General features: G+C 56.1%; 15 protein-coding genes. 5 read left to right on the forward strand and 10 right to left on the reverse strand.

Annotated features, from left to right (window positions below; genetic code table 11):
- Positions 1-4 precede the first annotated feature (4 nt).
- On the forward strand, positions 5-520 hold the full coding sequence (gene fldB / locus ABIE61_RS13290) for a flavodoxin FldB (RefSeq protein ID WP_354410250.1): 516 nt from the start codon (positions 5-7) through the stop codon (positions 518-520).
- On the opposite strand, the gene ABIE61_RS13295 is transcribed toward fldB, so the two are convergent.
- Positions 493-1,740: an MFS transporter gene (locus tag ABIE61_RS13295; protein ID WP_354410253.1), complete on the reverse strand. Its 1,248-nt coding sequence runs from the start codon at positions 1,738-1,740 to the stop codon at positions 493-495. The genes fldB and ABIE61_RS13295 overlap by 28 nt on opposite strands.
- A 115-nt stretch (positions 1,741-1,855) precedes the next feature.
- Between ABIE61_RS13295 and ABIE61_RS13300 the strand changes: the two genes are divergently transcribed.
- Positions 1,856-2,299, forward strand: a complete 444-nt coding sequence (locus ABIE61_RS13300; RefSeq protein WP_091827828.1) for a c-type cytochrome — start codon at positions 1,856-1,858, stop codon at positions 2,297-2,299.
- Positions 2,300-2,359: 60 nt separating this feature from the next.
- Here the strand turns inward: ABIE61_RS13300 and ABIE61_RS13305 are convergent, their stop codons facing one another.
- Entirely contained in the window at positions 2,360-3,037 is a 678-nt protein-coding gene (locus tag ABIE61_RS13305) for a cytochrome b/b6 domain-containing protein (protein ID WP_206835599.1), read from the reverse strand.
- A gap of 1 nt (position 3,038) precedes the next feature.
- Positions 3,039-4,487, reverse strand: coding sequence for a sodium:proton antiporter NhaD (nhaD, locus tag ABIE61_RS13310; protein ID WP_354410256.1), 1,449 nt, complete (start codon positions 4,485-4,487; stop codon positions 3,039-3,041).
- Positions 4,488-4,645: 158 nt separating this feature from the next.
- Between nhaD and prfB the strand changes: the two genes are divergently transcribed.
- The 3 genes from prfB (at position 4,646) to ung (ending at position 8,057) form a co-directional block, all read left to right on the forward strand.
- Entirely contained in the window at positions 4,646-5,740 is a 1,095-nt protein-coding gene (gene prfB, locus ABIE61_RS13315; RefSeq protein WP_091827825.1) for a peptide chain release factor 2, read from the forward strand.
- Between the two features lie 23 nt (positions 5,741-5,763).
- A complete protein-coding gene (gene lysS / locus ABIE61_RS13320) occupies positions 5,764-7,278 on the forward strand; it encodes a lysine--tRNA ligase (RefSeq protein WP_354410260.1) in 1,515 nt (504 codons plus the stop codon).
- 89 nt (positions 7,279-7,367) lie between these two features.
- Entirely contained in the window at positions 7,368-8,057 is a 690-nt protein-coding gene (gene ung, locus ABIE61_RS13325; RefSeq protein WP_354410263.1) for a uracil-DNA glycosylase, read from the forward strand.
- Between the two features lie 152 nt (positions 8,058-8,209).
- Here ung and ABIE61_RS13330 read toward each other — a convergent pair whose 3' ends face one another.
- The 7 genes from ABIE61_RS13330 to rsgA all read right to left on the reverse strand — a co-directional run bounded on the left by ABIE61_RS13330 (position 8,210) and on the right by rsgA (position 15,171).
- Positions 8,210-8,764, reverse strand: coding sequence for a FlgO family outer membrane protein (locus ABIE61_RS13330; RefSeq protein WP_091827822.1), 555 nt, complete (start codon positions 8,762-8,764; stop codon positions 8,210-8,212).
- Between the two features lie 17 nt (positions 8,765-8,781).
- A complete protein-coding gene (locus ABIE61_RS13335) occupies positions 8,782-9,450 on the reverse strand; it encodes a hypothetical protein (RefSeq protein ID WP_091827821.1) in 669 nt (222 codons plus the stop codon).
- A gap of 199 nt (positions 9,451-9,649) precedes the next feature.
- Positions 9,650-10,651 (reverse strand): CAF17-like 4Fe-4S cluster assembly/insertion protein YgfZ, encoded by a 1,002-nt coding sequence (gene ygfZ / locus ABIE61_RS13340; protein ID WP_354410266.1) that lies wholly within the window; start codon positions 10,649-10,651, stop codon positions 9,650-9,652.
- A 76-nt stretch (positions 10,652-10,727) separates the two neighbouring features.
- On the reverse strand, positions 10,728-11,591 hold the full coding sequence (asd, locus tag ABIE61_RS13345) for an archaetidylserine decarboxylase (protein WP_354410268.1): 864 nt from the start codon (positions 11,589-11,591) through the stop codon (positions 10,728-10,730).
- Between the two features lie 12 nt (positions 11,592-11,603).
- A complete protein-coding gene (locus ABIE61_RS13350) occupies positions 11,604-12,434 on the reverse strand; it encodes a sulfurtransferase (RefSeq protein WP_206835588.1) in 831 nt (276 codons plus the stop codon).
- A 71-nt stretch (positions 12,435-12,505) separates the two neighbouring features.
- Positions 12,506-14,122: an HDOD domain-containing protein gene (locus ABIE61_RS13355; RefSeq protein ID WP_354410272.1), complete on the reverse strand. Its 1,617-nt coding sequence runs from the start codon at positions 14,120-14,122 to the stop codon at positions 12,506-12,508.
- A 23-nt stretch (positions 14,123-14,145) separates the two neighbouring features.
- Positions 14,146-15,171, reverse strand: a complete 1,026-nt coding sequence (gene rsgA, locus ABIE61_RS13360; RefSeq protein WP_091827817.1) for a small ribosomal subunit biogenesis GTPase RsgA — start codon at positions 15,169-15,171, stop codon at positions 14,146-14,148.
- Positions 15,172-15,253: the final 82 nt, after the last annotated feature.

Below are 15,253 nucleotides of genomic sequence, written 5' to 3' on the forward strand. Positions count from 1 at the left end.
TGCTATGAGTACCCCCATCGGCCTGTTTTATGCCAGCACCACGGGCAACACCGAAATGATTGCAGAGCAGATTGCGGCGCTGCTGCCTGAACAAATTCATTTGCATGACATTGCGACCGAGGGTGTGGTCGAAATGGCACAGTATCAATACCTGATCATGGGTATTCCGACCTGGGATTTTGGTGAATTGCAGGAGGACTGGGATGAGCATTGGTCTGCCTTGCAGGCACTGGATTTCAGCGGCAAGAAGATCGCTCTGTTCGGCCTGGGGGATCAGCTTGGCTACGGCGAGTGGTTTCTGGATGCAATGGGAGCGCTCAACGAGGTGTTGCAGGAAGCAGGTGGGGAGGTGGTTGTACCCTGGCCGGTAGACGGTTACCGCTTCGAGGCGTCAAAAGCTTTAACTCAAGACAAGTGCTACTTTGTGGGCCTGGCATTGGATGAAGACGGTGAGCATGGCTTGAGTGAAGAGCGAATCCGTACCTGGATGCCTCAGGTATTGGCCGCATTTGAGGCCTGACGGGCTCCCCGCCAGCGACAGATCAGGTACCAGAGCAATCCAGATACCTGCAGCAGTGTTGCCCCCGCCAGAGCCCAGCGAAAGGCCGTGGCGGGATAATGTTGGCCATCTTCGGATGGCCACAGACTGATCACCGCACCCATTCCCCATTGCACAATGAATGCACCCAGAAAAATGCCCAGGTTCAGGCTGGTGCTGACCCGTGCACTGATCGCAACCGGAAACTGCTGACTAAGGCCTGCGAACATCAGCGTACCTGACGTCCCGAAAAAGCCGAATACCGCCCAGGCCAGCAGGTTGGCCTCACCGGGCTGAATCTGGATCCACAGCAACGCGAGCGTGAAGCACAGCATGCCGGTAAAACTGACACTGGGCGTGCTGATGCCCAGCCGGTTCAGGCGGCCGGTGATGAATCCCAGTAACAGAAATCCGGCTACCATGCTGGCGGCAGAGACAAACAGCACGCCGGCAGCGGCACTGGCACTCAGGGCGCTGACTTGCTGCAGCCACAGGCCGGCCCAGAGAGACTGGGTCGCGATAAAAACCGACTGCGACAGCATGCTGGCCGGTGCCAGTTGATAGAAGGCTGGGGTGCGCACGACGGCCCAAGTCTGGCTCAGCAGGGCCACGATGCCCTCTGAAGGCCTTTTCATTGCCGTTTTGGGTATGCATCCGCGTACCAGGGCCGCGATCAGGATGCTGAACACGGCTGTCGCCATGAAAATTCCACGCCAGTCGGTGAATGTCAGGGCAAATTCGACAGGGGCGGTAGCCGTGAGCGCGCCGAGTCCGCCACTGGTCAACTGCAGGCCGTTGATAGCGGGAAGCTGCTCCCGCTTCAGCCAGCTGGTATAGCACTTGAAGGCCGCCATCAGGCAGGCCGAAACACCGATGCCGATCAGGCCACGCCCAATCCAAAGCATAAGGCTGCTTTCGGCCATTGCGAAAGTGAGACTGCCGGCGGCGGCGAACAACAGCAGGGCGGATGCTACATCTCGAGTCTGATAACGGTCCAGCAGAATGCCCAGCGGAATCTGGCAGGCTGCGAAGGTCAGAAAGTAGGCACTGGAAATAAGACCCAGAGTGGCAGCGCTGATACCCAGCTCAGCCATGATCTCGGGGGCGACCACAGCATTGATGACACGAAACAGGTAGGACAGCCAGTAGCCCAGTGCAAAGGGGATCAACAGTCGCAGGGTGAAAAGAGTGGAAGTCTGCATGAAACGTGTTGTCTGCCAAAAGACTCAAAGTATACCCCTTAAATCGGGAACTTGTTTGATTAGGTTGCGCTCATATAGAATTGCGTTCAGACCATCAATGAAAAGGGAAATCGATATGAAAAAGATCGCAATGCTTGGATTGGCAGGGGTTATGGCGCTGGGCAGCACGGCTGCGCTGGCGGCAGAAGCGGAAGATGCCATCAAATACCGTCAGGGCGTATTCAGCGCTGTTAAATGGCACTTCGGCACTATGGGTGAAGTGGTCAAGGGTAAACAGGATTACAACGCAGAAGACTTTGCACGCCGTGCAGACATTGTGGCTCAGCTGAGCAAGCTTCCGCTGGAGGGTTTTATTGCAGGTTCCTATGAGGGTGATACCGACGCTCTGCCGGCGATTGAGCAGAACTGGGACAAGTTTGAAGGTGGCATGAACATGTTTGCCGAGAAGGCTGATGCGCTGGCGGCTGCGGCCAAAACCGGTGACATGGACCAGATTCGTCCGGCTTTCGGTGAGGTGGGCAAGACCTGCAAGGGTTGCCACGACAACTTCAAGGACTGAACTGCAAGCGGTTAGAACTTGAATTGAAACAGGGCGCCCCATGTGGCGCCCTGTTTGTATTCAAAGCAGGTTGAGCAGGCTCCAGACAATGGCAGCTGCAACGAGAGCCAGCAGCAGTCCACGCAGGAACGGGGCGAACGGGTAGCTTGGCGCATCTGCTGAGGCTGGCTTGCGCCCGTGCAACATGGCCTGAACCAGCTTCTCGCGCTTGAACAGCTGATGGTAAATGACGCCCAGCAGGTGCAGGCCGATGGCGATCAGCAGAATATCAAACAGCCACTTGTGCCAGCGAGTGATCTCCACACTCAGGTCGTAACTGATCAGGTGTACCAGCGGTCCTTCGGTAATAATCTCATCATTGGCAAAGAGCCCCGTACTCGCCTGGGCTGCAGCCAGTAGCAACAAAGCCACGACCATCCAGCCTCCCAGCGGGTTATGGCCCAGATGGTGCGGTTCGCGGCGTTGCAGCATCTGAAGGGCGTAGCGGGCCGTGGTAATCGGTGAGCGTACGAATTCGCTGAAGCGAGCATGGTGGCTGCCGGCAAAGCCCCACATCAGGCGGAACAGAACCAGCCCAAGCACTGTATAGCCGGCATACATGTGCCAGCTCATCCAGTTGCCGCCCTGTTCGCTGGTCCACCAGGCAAACAAAATGCTTGCGGCCAGGGTCCAGTGAAACAGACGCACATAAATATCCCAGACGGGTTTCCTTTCCAGTTTGGCAGAGTGTTCGGTCATGTCAGAGTCCAGTTAACCAAAGGTGACAGAAAATGCTGGCCACATAACCCAGCAGGATGGCCCAGCTCCATTTCAGATGGCTCATGAAGGTATAGGTTCCCTGGGCCTGCCCCATTAAAGCCACGCCAGCGGCTGAGCCGATTGAAAGCAGCGATCCACCCGTGCCGACAGTCAGGGTCGCCAGTAGCCATTGATCAAGCGTCATCCCTGGGTCCATCGTCAGTACTGCAAACATGATCGGGATATTATCCACCAGCGCTGAAAGCAGACCGATCAGGCTGTTGGCCAGGGGTATTCCAAGACTGCCATACAGCAGCGTGGAAAAATCAGCCAGGTAGCCCAGTGTGGCCAGGCCACCCACACACAAAACGATGCCGTAAAAAAACATCAGAGTGTCCCAAGAGGCACGCTCAACTACTTTGAAAATATCAAACCGACGCACTACGCCGGTGTGGTCGCCACGCAGCATGCTGTGGTTGCTTGTGTTCTCGGTATGGTGGTGAGTGATATGACCCTGTTCACGAAAGACGGGGTCATGCAGGCTCAGGTAGTAGCCGTACAGTTTCAAGACCCCAAGCCCGGTCATCATGCCCAGAACCGGTGGCAAGTGCAGCATGCTGTGTACCAGTACAGAGACGATAATGGTACCGAGAAACATCAGCATGATGGTAACACCGCCTTTTTTCATGCGTTGATGGCGCTGGCTGCCGCCAGGACGTCCATTTTTAATGGCAAGGCTCATCAGTGCTGCCGGTATCAGCCAGTTCACCAGCGCCGGCAACAGTAGATACGAGAACTGAGTGAAAGAGACATGTCCCTGCTGCCAAACCATCAAGGTGGTAATGTCTCCAAATGGGCTGAAGGCACCACCGGCATTGGCGGCTACAACCACATTAATGCAGCCCACTGAAATAAAACGATAATTATGGTTGCCGACAGCCAGCACAACGGCACCCATCAGCAGGGCGGTTGAAAGGTTGTCGGCAATGGGGGATATGCAGAAGGTCAGTACGCCGGTGATCCAGTAGATACTGCGCAGTGAAAAACCGCGTGAAACCAGCCAGGTACGCAGGGCCTCGAATACACGCCGTTCTTCGAGCATATTCACGAAGGTCATGGCGGCCAGAAGAAACAGGAACAGTTCGGCATAGTCCAGAATATACAGCCTCAGCTCGGCCCCGGCGGTGACTTGATCTCCCTGCTGGCGATAGGCGAGCCCGACCAGTACCCAGATCAGGCCTGCCGCCACGATGACCGGCTTTGACTTGCGCAACGCAAGCCGCTCCTCCATGACCACGAAGACGTAGGCCAGCAGGAAGATCAGCAGTGCCAGATAACCATAGACACTGGCTGTCAGATCCAGAAGTTGAGGCGTTTCCTGCACACCTGCCTGAGCCTGCGATGACAGCAGCGCCATAAATGCTGTTGGCAGAAGATGTTTCCCTATCATGCGGCCCTCCTGAGTCGATCAGGCCATTCTTGCTGACCTTGGCATGCAAGTCGAGTATACAGGCAGAGATTGAGGAACTGTTGCACAATCGTTCAAACAGGGCCGAGGATCAGTTAGAATACCTCCCTTTTTCCAAGCAGCGAGTTTGTAGCCCCACCATGGAAATCAATCCGATTCTCAACAGTCTGAAAGAGTTCAGCGAGCGCACTCAGTCGCTGCGCGGCTACCTTGATTATGATGGCAAGCGTGAACGGCTTGAAGAGGTTGAGCGTGAGCTGGAAGATCCGGGTGTGTGGAACAATCCAGAAAATGCACAGCAACTTGGCCGTGAGCGCTCTGGTCTTGAATCGGTGGTGAAAACCATCGACGAGCTGACCATTGGTATCAGCGATGCCCGTGATCTGCTGGATATGGCGGTAGAAGAAGACGACGAAGATACTGTCGCCGAAGTTGAAGCAGATGTCGAGCGTCTGCGCTCACAGTTGGAACAGCTTGAATTCCGTCGCATGTTCTCCGGTGAGGCCGATGCGAACAATGCCTTCCTGGAGATACAGGCCGGGTCAGGGGGAACCGAGGCACAGGACTGGGCCAACATGATGTTGCGCATGTACCTGCGCTGGGGCGAGAGTAGAGGCTTCAAGACCGAGTTGCTGGAAGTGTCCGGTGGTGAAGTTGCCGGCATCAAATCTGCCACTATCCGATTTGAGGGCGAATACGCCTATGGCTGGCTGAGAACCGAAACCGGTGTTCACCGTCTGGTGCGTAAATCGCCGTTCGACTCCGGTGGTCGACGCCACACCTCTTTCTCCTCGGTATTTGTCTCGCCGGAAATTGACGACAACGTGGACATTGAAATCAATCCGGCTGATCTGCGTGTGGATGTATACCGTGCATCCGGTGCCGGTGGTCAGCACGTTAACCGAACCGAGTCAGCCGTGCGTATTACCCATGAGCCTTCCGGCATTGTGGTGCAGAGTCAGTCGGCGCGTTCGCAGCACCAAAACCGTGATACCTGTATGAAGCAGCTGCGTGCCAAGCTCTACGAAATGGAGATGATGAAGCGTCGTGAAGCGGCACAGGAGCTGGAAGACTCCAAGGCTGATATCGGCTGGGGCAGTCAGATCCGTTCCTACGTGCTGGATGATCAACGCATCAAGGATCTGCGCACTGGCGTACAGACTTCCAACTGTGATCGCGTGCTTGACGGCGATCTGGATCAGTTTATCGAAGCCAGCCTCAAGGCCGGCTTGTAAGCATTCGTTTTAAGGTAACCCCGATGTCAGACAACAACGTGCAGCAAACCGTGCAGCAAGATGAAAACCGCCTGATCGCCGAGCGTCGCGAAAAACTCGCCGCCCTGCGTCAGGAAGGCAATGCCTTCCCCAATACCTTCCGCCGTGACAGCTACGCCGAAGATCTGCAGCAGGCGCATGGTGACAAGAGCAAGGAAGAGCTGGAGCAGGCCGGTATCCGGGTCGCCGTGGCGGGCCGTGTGATGCTCAATCGCGGCGCCTTTATGGTGTTGCAGGACATGAGTGGTCGTATTCAGCTGTACGTGAACAAGGACGCGCGTGCCTTTGCCAAGACCGTAGACCTGGGGGATATCATCGGCGTCAGCGGCGTGCTGCACAAGTCCGGCAAGGGCGACCTGTATGTGGACATGGCTGAGTTCCAGTTGCTGACCAAGAGCCTGCGCCCGTTGCCCGACAAGTTCAAGGGGCTGCAGGACATGGAGATGCGCTATCGCCAACGTTATGTCGACCTGATCATGAACGATCAGTCGCGCAAGGTGTTCGAGATGCGCTCGAAGATCGTCGCCGGCATTCGCAAGTACCTGATCGATCGACGCTTCATCGAAGCCGAAACGCCGATGCTGCACCCGATTCCTGGTGGTGCCACGGCGCGTCCGTTTACTACGCATCACAATGCGCTGGACCTGCAAATGTACCTGCGTATCGCACCGGAGCTGTATCTCAAGCGTCTGGTGGTGGGTGGTTTTGAACGCGTGTTCGAGATCAACCGCAACTTCCGTAATGAAGGGCTCTCGACCCGGCATAACCCTGAGTTCACCATGATCGAGTTCTATCAGGCCTACGCCGATTACAACGATCTGATGGACCTGACCGAAGACATGCTGCGTACTGTGGCCCAGGATGTATTGGGTACCACAGTAGTGGTCAACACTGTGCGTAACGAAGAAGGCGAAGTGCTGGAAACCTTCGAGTACGACATGGGCAAACCGTTTACCCGCATGAGCGTGTTCGACTCCATTCTGCACTTTAATCCGGAGATTACCGCCGAGGCGCTGGCCGATGATGCGGCTGCTCGCCAGATCGCCGAGCGCATGGATATTGATGTTAAGGACAGCTGGGGGTTGGGCAAGGTACAGATCGAAATTTTCGAGAAGACTGTCGAACACCGCCTGCATCAACCGACCTTTATCACTGAGTACCCGACTGAAGTCAGCCCGCTGGCGCGTTGCAATGACAACAACCCGCACGTGACCGACCGATTCGAGTTCTTCGTGGCCGGCCGTGAACTGGCCAACGGCTTCTCGGAGCTGAACGATGCCGAAGATCAGGCCGAGCGTTTCCGCAAGCAGGTGGAAGAGAAGGATGCCGGTGACGATGAAGCGATGCACTATGATGCCGACTACATCAACGCTCTGGAATATGGTTTGCCGCCGACAGCGGGAGAGGGGATCGGTATCGACCGTCTGGTGATGCTGTTTACCGATTCAGCCTCCATTCGTGACGTGTTGCTGTTCCCGGCCATGCGTCCGCGCGGCTGAATGGCTGACGTCTGGCAATATTGAGTTATCCACAGGGCCACTTTAAAGTGGCCCTGTTTGTTTACGGCGTGAATTTTCGGGAGACCCCCATGGCACTGGACAAGGCACCCAGCTGGCAGCCCTGGCTGCAGCAGGAGTTTGAACAGCCCTATATGCAGACCTTAAAACGGTTTCTGCAGTCAGAGAAGGCTGCCCACAAAGTCATTTTTCCGCACTCCAGTGATTGGTTCCATGCGCTGGAAGCCACTCCGCTTGATCGCGTAAAAGTGGTGATTATTGGTCAGGACCCCTATCATCAGCCTGGACAGGCTCACGGCCTTTGCTTCTCGGTAAAGCCGGGTGTGCGCATTCCGCCTTCGCTGGTGAATATCTACAAAGAATTGCAGTCCGACCTGGGTATCGAGCCGGTCAACCACGGTTACCTGGAGCATTGGGCGCAGCAGGGTGTATTGTTGCTGAATGCGGTTATGACCGTAGAGCAGAGCAATGCCAACGCGCATCAGGGCAAGGGTTGGGAGCAGTTTACCGACCGTGTCATCGAACTGGTCAACGCGCGGTGTGAGCATGTGGTGTTCATGCTCTGGGGCAGTTATGCACAGAAGAAGGGGGCTCGTATCGATCAGAACAAACACCGGGTGCTCAAGGCTCCGCATCCCTCACCACTTTCTGCCCATCGCGGTTTTCTGGGGTGCCGTCACTTCAGTCAGGCCAACCAATGGCTCTTGGAGCAGGGACGTGAGCCTATTGACTGGCAGTTGCCTTCATCCCCTGCGGCTTGACCTGAATGTGCTTCAGGCCCCGGGCTTTTAATATCGGGGACAATGCCAGAGTGAGCGGATCAGGACAGGGGGAGTATTGATCGAGTGTCTTAAGGGGTACAACTCAAACAGACCGGCTCCTTTGAGCCGATCCATTTGAAAGTTGTCATTGCTTAACGGCGTCGGGGCAGCATGGCCTTTATATCGCGATTCAGAGGCAAGCTGAAATCGTGGGAACCCAGGATAATGTTGTCGCTGGTACGCACCAATCGTACGTTAACATAAACGTAATTACCGCCCATGGCATAAGTGCCAAGCAGTACGGCTTGCGCATCGTGGGCTTCCACAAGGCTATTCAGTTTGCGTGAGAGAATCAGCTCTCCGGTACGCTCTTTGATAAAGAGGCTTTCGCGCATTTTGACTTCAATGACGGGCAGTCCCTTGCTGGTCAGCGCACTGGTAAATTGCTCGGTAAGCGCACGACCGAAAGTGGAAGACTGCTGAAGATCATCGATATCCGCAAAAGTTGCAGCCAGTAGAGGATCGTGGCTGTTGATGCCTGAGGACTTGCTGATCAACTGGTTGGATGCTTCACGTACTTCGCTGATCAGGTCAACTTCTGCGGAATGAGCTGAAGCTGTTGGCTGGCTGGTACTGCATCCTGCGGTGCCGAGCAGCATCACAGCTACCGCTCCCGCCGTCAGGTAGTGTTTGCAACGTTTAAGCATGTTGGGCTCCTCCCTGATTACCATTGATTGTTGACCTGAACGGTCTTGGTGGTTTTGGCGGGAACCTTGTAGTGATCGAAGTCACCCGGATTGATGTAGTAGATGCTTGAATTTGAGTAGACCACTTGATCAGACAGGGTAACCTGGGTGGTTATTACGACCTCTTGGTTTGTCTCGCTGGTCCAGCTGCCGCTGAACAGGTCTACAGCCCCTGCGGCCGGAATCAGCGCAAGAGCGGGCTCTGCCCAATGATTGAACGGAATTGTTGCAACGGCAATTCCTGCTGCCAGAGTCGTGATGGCGCCTTGAGGTGCACGGATGGGGCCGCGGTCTTTGTGCTCTACCACTTGAACCTTGTAGCTGACCTCGGCAGCCTGGCTTGGGCTGGCTTTAATGTATGCGCCTTTGGAGACCAGTTGGCTGGTCAGCAGGTTGTCAAACGCCGTGCTGAAAGGTGTTGCCGTATCGGCACCTTTTATATAAAGCGGCTGGCTTTTGATCATGTCACTCTGGATCAGCATGTCAGCCTGGTGCTGTGCAAGCACATCCCAATGATGGGCTGCCTGCATTTTCTGCTGCTCAGTGATGGGGTAAGTGGTGGCGATGGGCGCCTGAGATGTGTGAGTGCCAAAGCATCCTGCAAGCAAAGTGCTGCCGATGCCCAGGAGGCATACCTTCCGAAGCATGGTGAGTTCCTTTATTTAGTGAGTCCAGAGCAAAGGATAGCGTAAAATTTACTCAGGAAATAAGCTCGTTCCGTAAAAAAACCAGATTTAAGGCTTTGTGAATCTGTTCAGTACAGTGTGAGAATAACAAAAAACTGTTTTATACACTTGGGTGTACATCAATAAACGTGATGCACGCCCAAGTTTGGAGTTGTACTGATCAGCGCTTGCTCTGGAATAAAGCTGGATCCAGCTCGTAAGGCAGCGGTAGCAGTTGGAGCAATGGCCCCTCGGGGTTACCCAGATGCAGTGGCTGATTTTCAGCCTGATCCTTGGCGATGACAGCCAGCAGCCTGTAACCGCCTGGAATATGGGCTGCACGCACGACTTGACCCACACTGTCTTTCTGTTCAGAAGCCAGTGTATCGCCCGGATTGGGGGCGTCTTTGCAGTGGACCTCAGCAAGGTACATCGGTTTTTTTAGCTGACCGCGATGCTGCAGGCGGGTGACGATCTCCTGTCCGGTGTAGCACCCTTTGGTGAAACTGACGCCGTTAAGGGCTTGCAGATTTGTCATCTGGGGAATGAATGCCTCAGAGGTGAGAGGTGCCAGCTCGGGTACGCCCGCATCAATTTCAAGAAGTTCCCAGTCATTGCGCTGTGCAGGGCTGGCGCTCTGCTCTACCAGTTCCAGCACTTGTGGCATCAGCCGGGTTTCAAACCAGCATTCACGCCGGGCTCCGGGGCGCTCCGTGACCAGCAGGTGTGCAATCCCGAAGGCGCTACTCAAGCGGTCGCCAATCTCGGATGCGTTGGGGCCCTGCAGCCCTATGCCGATCAGGTCTTCTTCCAGTTCGGCCTCTGCCTTGGAGAAAACAATGTATTTCTTGAGCAGTGTGAGGGCATTTTCAGCCATGTCGGTTCGAATACGCAGCCAATAGCCCGAGTCGCTGGCACGCATCACCTGATACAGGCTGTGCATGTGGCCCTTGATATTGCAATGAGCACCAGGCAAGGCCCCCATACGGTCCACTTCGCTCAGGTCACAGGTCAGCTGTCCCTGAAGGAACTTGTGAGCATCAGGTCCTTTCACTGAAATAATGCTGTAGTCGGTCAGGGGCACATAATGGGTACTGTGCTCGGCAGACGGCACCTTGATCAGTCTGTTGCCTTCCAGTTCGAACTCCGGCTGCTTGAGCCGATTAACCCAATGTGTATTCATGCTTTTCTCCGTTGCGACCTGATCTGGTTGCAGTGTAATGCATCGGCCAGCGCCTATCAGCCGACAATTGGCAGGGCTATTGGTTCTGCGCTGCCTGACCCAGTTGCTCACCCATGTGAACCGCGCTGCCGGCCTTGAGTGTGTCCTGCCAGTTCATACTGTCTTTGGGGAACAGCAGAATGACGGTTGACCCCAGCTTGAATCGGCCCATCTCGGCACCCTTTTCAAGCTGTGGCGGGGTGGTCGAATCAAATCGGTCCAGTCTCAATGGCTGACGTGGAAGCGGTGCGACTTGCCCGTTCCAGACGGTTTCGATACCGGCTACGATCATAGCGCCCACCAGCACCATTGCCATGGGGCCCAGCTCAGTTTCAAAGATGGCTACCAGGCGCTCATTACGGGCAAAGAGGTTATCGACACCCTCGGCCGTAGTGCCATTGACCGAGTATAGATCACCCGGAATATAGACCGTTTCCTTCAGCGTCCCCGTCAATGGCATGTGTACACGGTGATAATCACGCGGTGACAGATAGATGGTTGCGAACTCGCCATTGATGAAGGGTTCGGCGCGCCTTGCATCCCCGCCCAGCAGGGTTGTCAGGGCATAGCCGCGTCCCTTGGCCTGAAAAATGCGGCCATGCTCAATCTTGCCCAGCTGACTGATGGCGCCATCGGCCGGTGACAGCACGGCGCCCGGTGTTGTGTCCAGAATACGCGCATCGGGTTTCAGGGCGCGTGTAAAAAAGGCATTGAAGTGTTCGTATGCTTCAGGATCGGGCTGCAGGGCCTCACTCATGTCTACGCCGTAGCGTTTGCGGAACCAGTTGATAAACAGGTTTTTGAACCAGGGGGTGCGGCACTCGGCGAGGCGCCCGACCAGTCGCGACAGCAGATGCTGTGGCAGGAGGTGTTGCAGCAGAATAAACAATGTATCTTTCAACGCGAATTTCACTTATGCAGTAGTGGATTGTTCAACGGGCAGTTCGGGGCGGTTGCCCCATTCAAACCATGAGCCGTCGTAGCAGGAAAGCTGTTGCATGCCCAGCCAGGTGCCGACCAGCCAGGTGAGACCCGAGCGTCGATGGGTCTGGCAATGGGTCACGACGGGTTGGTCAAGGCTGATGCCAGCCTGTTGCAACAGTTGCTTCAGTTCGGCTACGGGCTTCAGCCGCGGCACTGGGCCAGGCTGCACTAGATCGGTCCACTCCAGATGGCGTGCCCCCGGTATATGTCCGCCCTTGAGGGCATTGACCACTTTTTCACCGGAAAATTCGGCAGCCGAGCGAGCATCCCACACGGTCAACCGCTCCTGTTCCAGAGCGGCCACAATGTCCTGAGCGCTCATGAGCAGTTCGGGACGGCTGAAACTGACCTGGCGTATGGCTGGGGTTGGGATATTGGCCGATGTCTCCAGCTCAAGACCAGCTGCCTGCCAGGCGGGCAGTTGCCCGTTCAAAACCGATGCGTGGCTGTGACCGATGCAGTTAAGTGTCCAGACCAGTCGTCCAGCCCAGGGGCCCATCTGGTCATCATAGGCAACGACCTGGGTTTCGGGGCGGATGCCAAGCTCTGAGCACAGATCGGTAAGCTGCTCTTCGGTCGGTATCAGGTTGGGGACGGGGCCAGTACCTCGCAAAAGTTTGGCCGCATCCAGCCGAACAGCGCTGGGTACATGGCCCCGATCGTAATGTTCCTGGCTGGAGAGGTCGATGATCAGCAGGTCAGGGTGGCTCAGTTGAGCCTGTAACGCCAGCGGCTCAACCACCAGAGGGAGTGTCAGCATAGTATGGACGACCGTTCGGATGTGATGGAGTTGATCATAACGAAGCCTGCGATAAGTCTCAAAGGCTCTGCCTAGAGACGTTTCAACGCAAGGGTTGCCGCGGCGCAGAGCTGGCGGAATTGCTCATACTGGAACTCCGACAGATGCTCGGCATCATCGCCGTCATCGGCATACAGTATCGCCAGCGGCTCGCCCTTGTGGAAAACAGACATCAGCAAATAATCACCGCTGTGTGCCGCCTCAATAAAGGGATCCGGCAGCATCGGGCGCAGGGTTTTGCGTTTGGCTCTGTCCAGCCATATGCCGGCAGGCTTGTCGGTCAGGCGCTTGAACAGGCTCGGAATTTCGATGTCGATTATGAGCTGGTTGATCGCCGCCGTATCAGCTATCCCCAGCGTGCGAGCACAGTGTAAAAGCCGTTTTTTAGGGTTGATCAGCAACAGGGCTATGCGACCAATACCGAGGCCCTGGTGTAACCCCTGCAGCAACGCCTGCAGTATGTGTGCCGGCTTGGTATAGAGTGAATAGCCATCCTGAAGACGCTGCAGGATCTGTGTGTAGAGACCCTCACTCGCATGAGTGGTGACTGCGGGGCGCTCACGTGTATGGTGCTCTTCGTGGGGCGGCTCGGGTTTCTTGAGCACGGGTTTCTCGGGTGGCGGGTAATGCTGCTTAAGTTGTTGCAGTTCCCGGCTCTCGATCAGCCCCGAGAGGGTTTCTTCAGAGGGAAGAAAAAGCATCTGTGCTGCCGGGCTCAGGGTTCCGGGTACATGATACTGGCGTGAGGCCTCGGCACAGGTCTGGTGCAGCTGTGCGACCAGTCTGTCGCGTGGCCAGCTCAGAAAGTCGGCGGCGATGTCGTAGAGGCGAAGAGTTTTCTTGCTTTGCCAGCCGCGGGTGCTGGTCAGAGCCAGCCAGTTGCCCAGTTTGACCGGGAAAAAGCGCTCCTGAGTCAGCTGATTGATTTCGCGTTGTTCCAGTTGGCCCAGTCTGGGGTCTTTCAAGGCGCGACGATGCAGCAGCTGCAGGTCGGAACGCGATGGGGAGGTGTCGTGGTCCAGCGCAGCCAGAGTAAGCTCTGGCAGGCCCCAGTGTTTTGCCAACTCGGCACTGAGTGCCTGTACCGTGCAACCAAACACATCCTGCTCTGCCAGTGCAACATCCACTTTTTCCAGCAGTACCTTTTTCTGATATTCATGCTTGTGTAGCGGCGCATGCAGCCACAGCAGCCAGTGACCAAAGCCATACAGCAGAGCAGCCAGCCGTACCTCCTCGACGAAAGGCAATCCGCGTTGCCGGCACAGTTCGGCTGCCTGGCTGGAAGCGTGCAGGCTGTCGGCGATGGCACGGAAGTACATTTTTTGCTGCATGTTGCGTGGGCTGATCTTGAGGCTTTGCAGGCCCTCTGCTAGCAAGGCTAGTTGATCGAGCCCCACTGAGTTGACAGCGTGGTCGATGCTGGTAACGCTTGAGCCCTTGGCAGCATGTAATTTTTGCGCAATGCGCGTGACCTGAAGGCTCAGTACTGGGTCGGAACGGATCAGTTGCGACAACTGTTGCAGCGTTGTGTTGTCATCCTGCAGCAGGCGCTTGAATCGGGTCAGTATGCTGACCCGGACCGGCAGGGTGCGTTCGGCCAGATACTCGGTCCAGGCTTCGGACCCGTAGAGGCATGGGGTGCTGCTCATGACTGTGCCGAGTCCTCCATCGTTCAGCGGTTGTCCTGCATGGAATTGAGAATCTGGCGGTAGCTGTTGAAGCGCTGCTCACTGATACTGCCGTTATCGACCGCTTCAAGGAATGCGCACCCGGGCTCCTGCTCGTGCCGGCAGTCTCTGAAGCGACAGTGCCCCTGCAGATCCGCCAATTCTCGAAAGCCGCTGAGCACCTGATCTTCAGTCATGTGCCAGAGGCCGAATTCGCGGATGCCGGGTGAGTCAATCAGATCCCCGCCATCCGGGAAGTGGAACAGCCGTGCAGTGGTGGTAGTGTGTTTGCCCTTGCGGGACTGTTCTGAAAGTGCGCCGACACGCAGATCGGCACCGGGAAGCAGGCTGTTGATCAGGGATGATTTGCCCACGCCGGACTGGCCTACAAACACGCTGATGTGATCGGCCAGCAGGGCCTTCAATTCATCCAGGCCATGGCTGCTGGCCGTCGATGCCTGCAGCGTGCGGTAGCCGAGTGAACGGTACTGCTCCAGCAGAGGCTCAAGCCGCTGGCGGTTCTCGTCATTGAGCAGATCGGCCTTGTTCAGCAGCAGCACCGGCTCAATGTCGCTGGCCTCGGCCGCAACCAGATAGCGATCAATCAGGTTGGCATGCGCATAAGGCTCCACGGCGATAACAATGACGATAAAGTCGATGTTGGCAGCGACCGGTTTCAATTCGCCATGGTTGTTGGGGCGCAGCAGTTCACTGTGACGATCAAGTGCGGCCACTACAACACCGCTGTCAGGGGAACGACGCCAGATGACGCGGTCGCCTGTGACCAGTTGGCCCAGATGGGTACGCAGATGGCAACGCAGGATCTCGCCCTTGCTCTCACCCTCAAGTGCCTCCACATCGACCTGGCGGCCAAAGTGGGAAATGATCAGACCATGCTGCTCAGGGCCCAGTTCACCCCCTTCCAGCTGATCTTCAATCAGGGCGTCTTTACGCTCTGCGCGGGCAGCCCGTTCAGACTGAATCTTGTCGATGCGCCAAGCCTGGCGACGATTAACCTTGCGTTTTCCCATCCTGCGGGTATCACTCGCTCACAGCTTTATTCATTGACGTGCTAAGGTATTCTAATCCGAGAAAAATTGACAGTATTGCCAG

This window comes from Marinobacterium sp. MBR-111 (genome assembly GCF_040547585.1).
Lineage (GTDB): Bacteria > Pseudomonadota > Gammaproteobacteria > Pseudomonadales > Balneatricaceae > Marinobacterium > Marinobacterium iners.

Bases quoted from the DNA above. Each gene is read 5' to 3' on its own strand.
- fldB (WP_354410250.1), top strand. From the start codon at position 5: ATGAGTACCCCCATCGGCCTGTTTTATGCCAGCACCACGGGCAACACC.
- ABIE61_RS13295 (WP_354410253.1), bottom strand. From the start codon at position 1,740: ATGCAGACTTCCACTCTTTTCACCCTGCGACTGTTGATCCCCTTTGCA.
- ABIE61_RS13300 (WP_091827828.1), top strand. From the start codon at position 1,856: ATGAAAAAGATCGCAATGCTTGGATTGGCAGGGGTTATGGCGCTGGGC.
- ABIE61_RS13305 (WP_206835599.1), bottom strand. From the start codon at position 3,037: ATGACCGAACACTCTGCCAAACTGGAAAGGAAACCCGTCTGGGATATT.
- nhaD (WP_354410256.1), bottom strand. From the start codon at position 4,487: ATGATAGGGAAACATCTTCTGCCAACAGCATTTATGGCGCTGCTGTCA.
- prfB (WP_091827825.1), top strand. From the start codon at position 4,646: ATGGAAATCAATCCGATTCTCAACAGTCTGAAAGAGTTCAGCGAGCGC.
- lysS (WP_354410260.1), top strand. From the start codon at position 5,764: ATGTCAGACAACAACGTGCAGCAAACCGTGCAGCAAGATGAAAACCGC.
- ung (WP_354410263.1), top strand. From the start codon at position 7,368: ATGGCACTGGACAAGGCACCCAGCTGGCAGCCCTGGCTGCAGCAGGAG.
- ABIE61_RS13330 (WP_091827822.1), bottom strand. From the start codon at position 8,764: ATGCTTAAACGTTGCAAACACTACCTGACGGCGGGAGCGGTAGCTGTG.
- ABIE61_RS13335 (WP_091827821.1), bottom strand. From the start codon at position 9,450: ATGCTTCGGAAGGTATGCCTCCTGGGCATCGGCAGCACTTTGCTTGCA.
- ygfZ (WP_354410266.1), bottom strand. From the start codon at position 10,651: ATGAATACACATTGGGTTAATCGGCTCAAGCAGCCGGAGTTCGAACTG.
- ABIE61_RS13350 (WP_206835588.1), bottom strand. From the start codon at position 12,434: ATGCTGACACTCCCTCTGGTGGTTGAGCCGCTGGCGTTACAGGCTCAA.
- ABIE61_RS13355 (WP_354410272.1), bottom strand. From the start codon at position 14,122: ATGAGCAGCACCCCATGCCTCTACGGGTCCGAAGCCTGGACCGAGTAT.
- rsgA (WP_091827817.1), bottom strand. From the start codon at position 15,171: ATGGGAAAACGCAAGGTTAATCGTCGCCAGGCTTGGCGCATCGACAAG.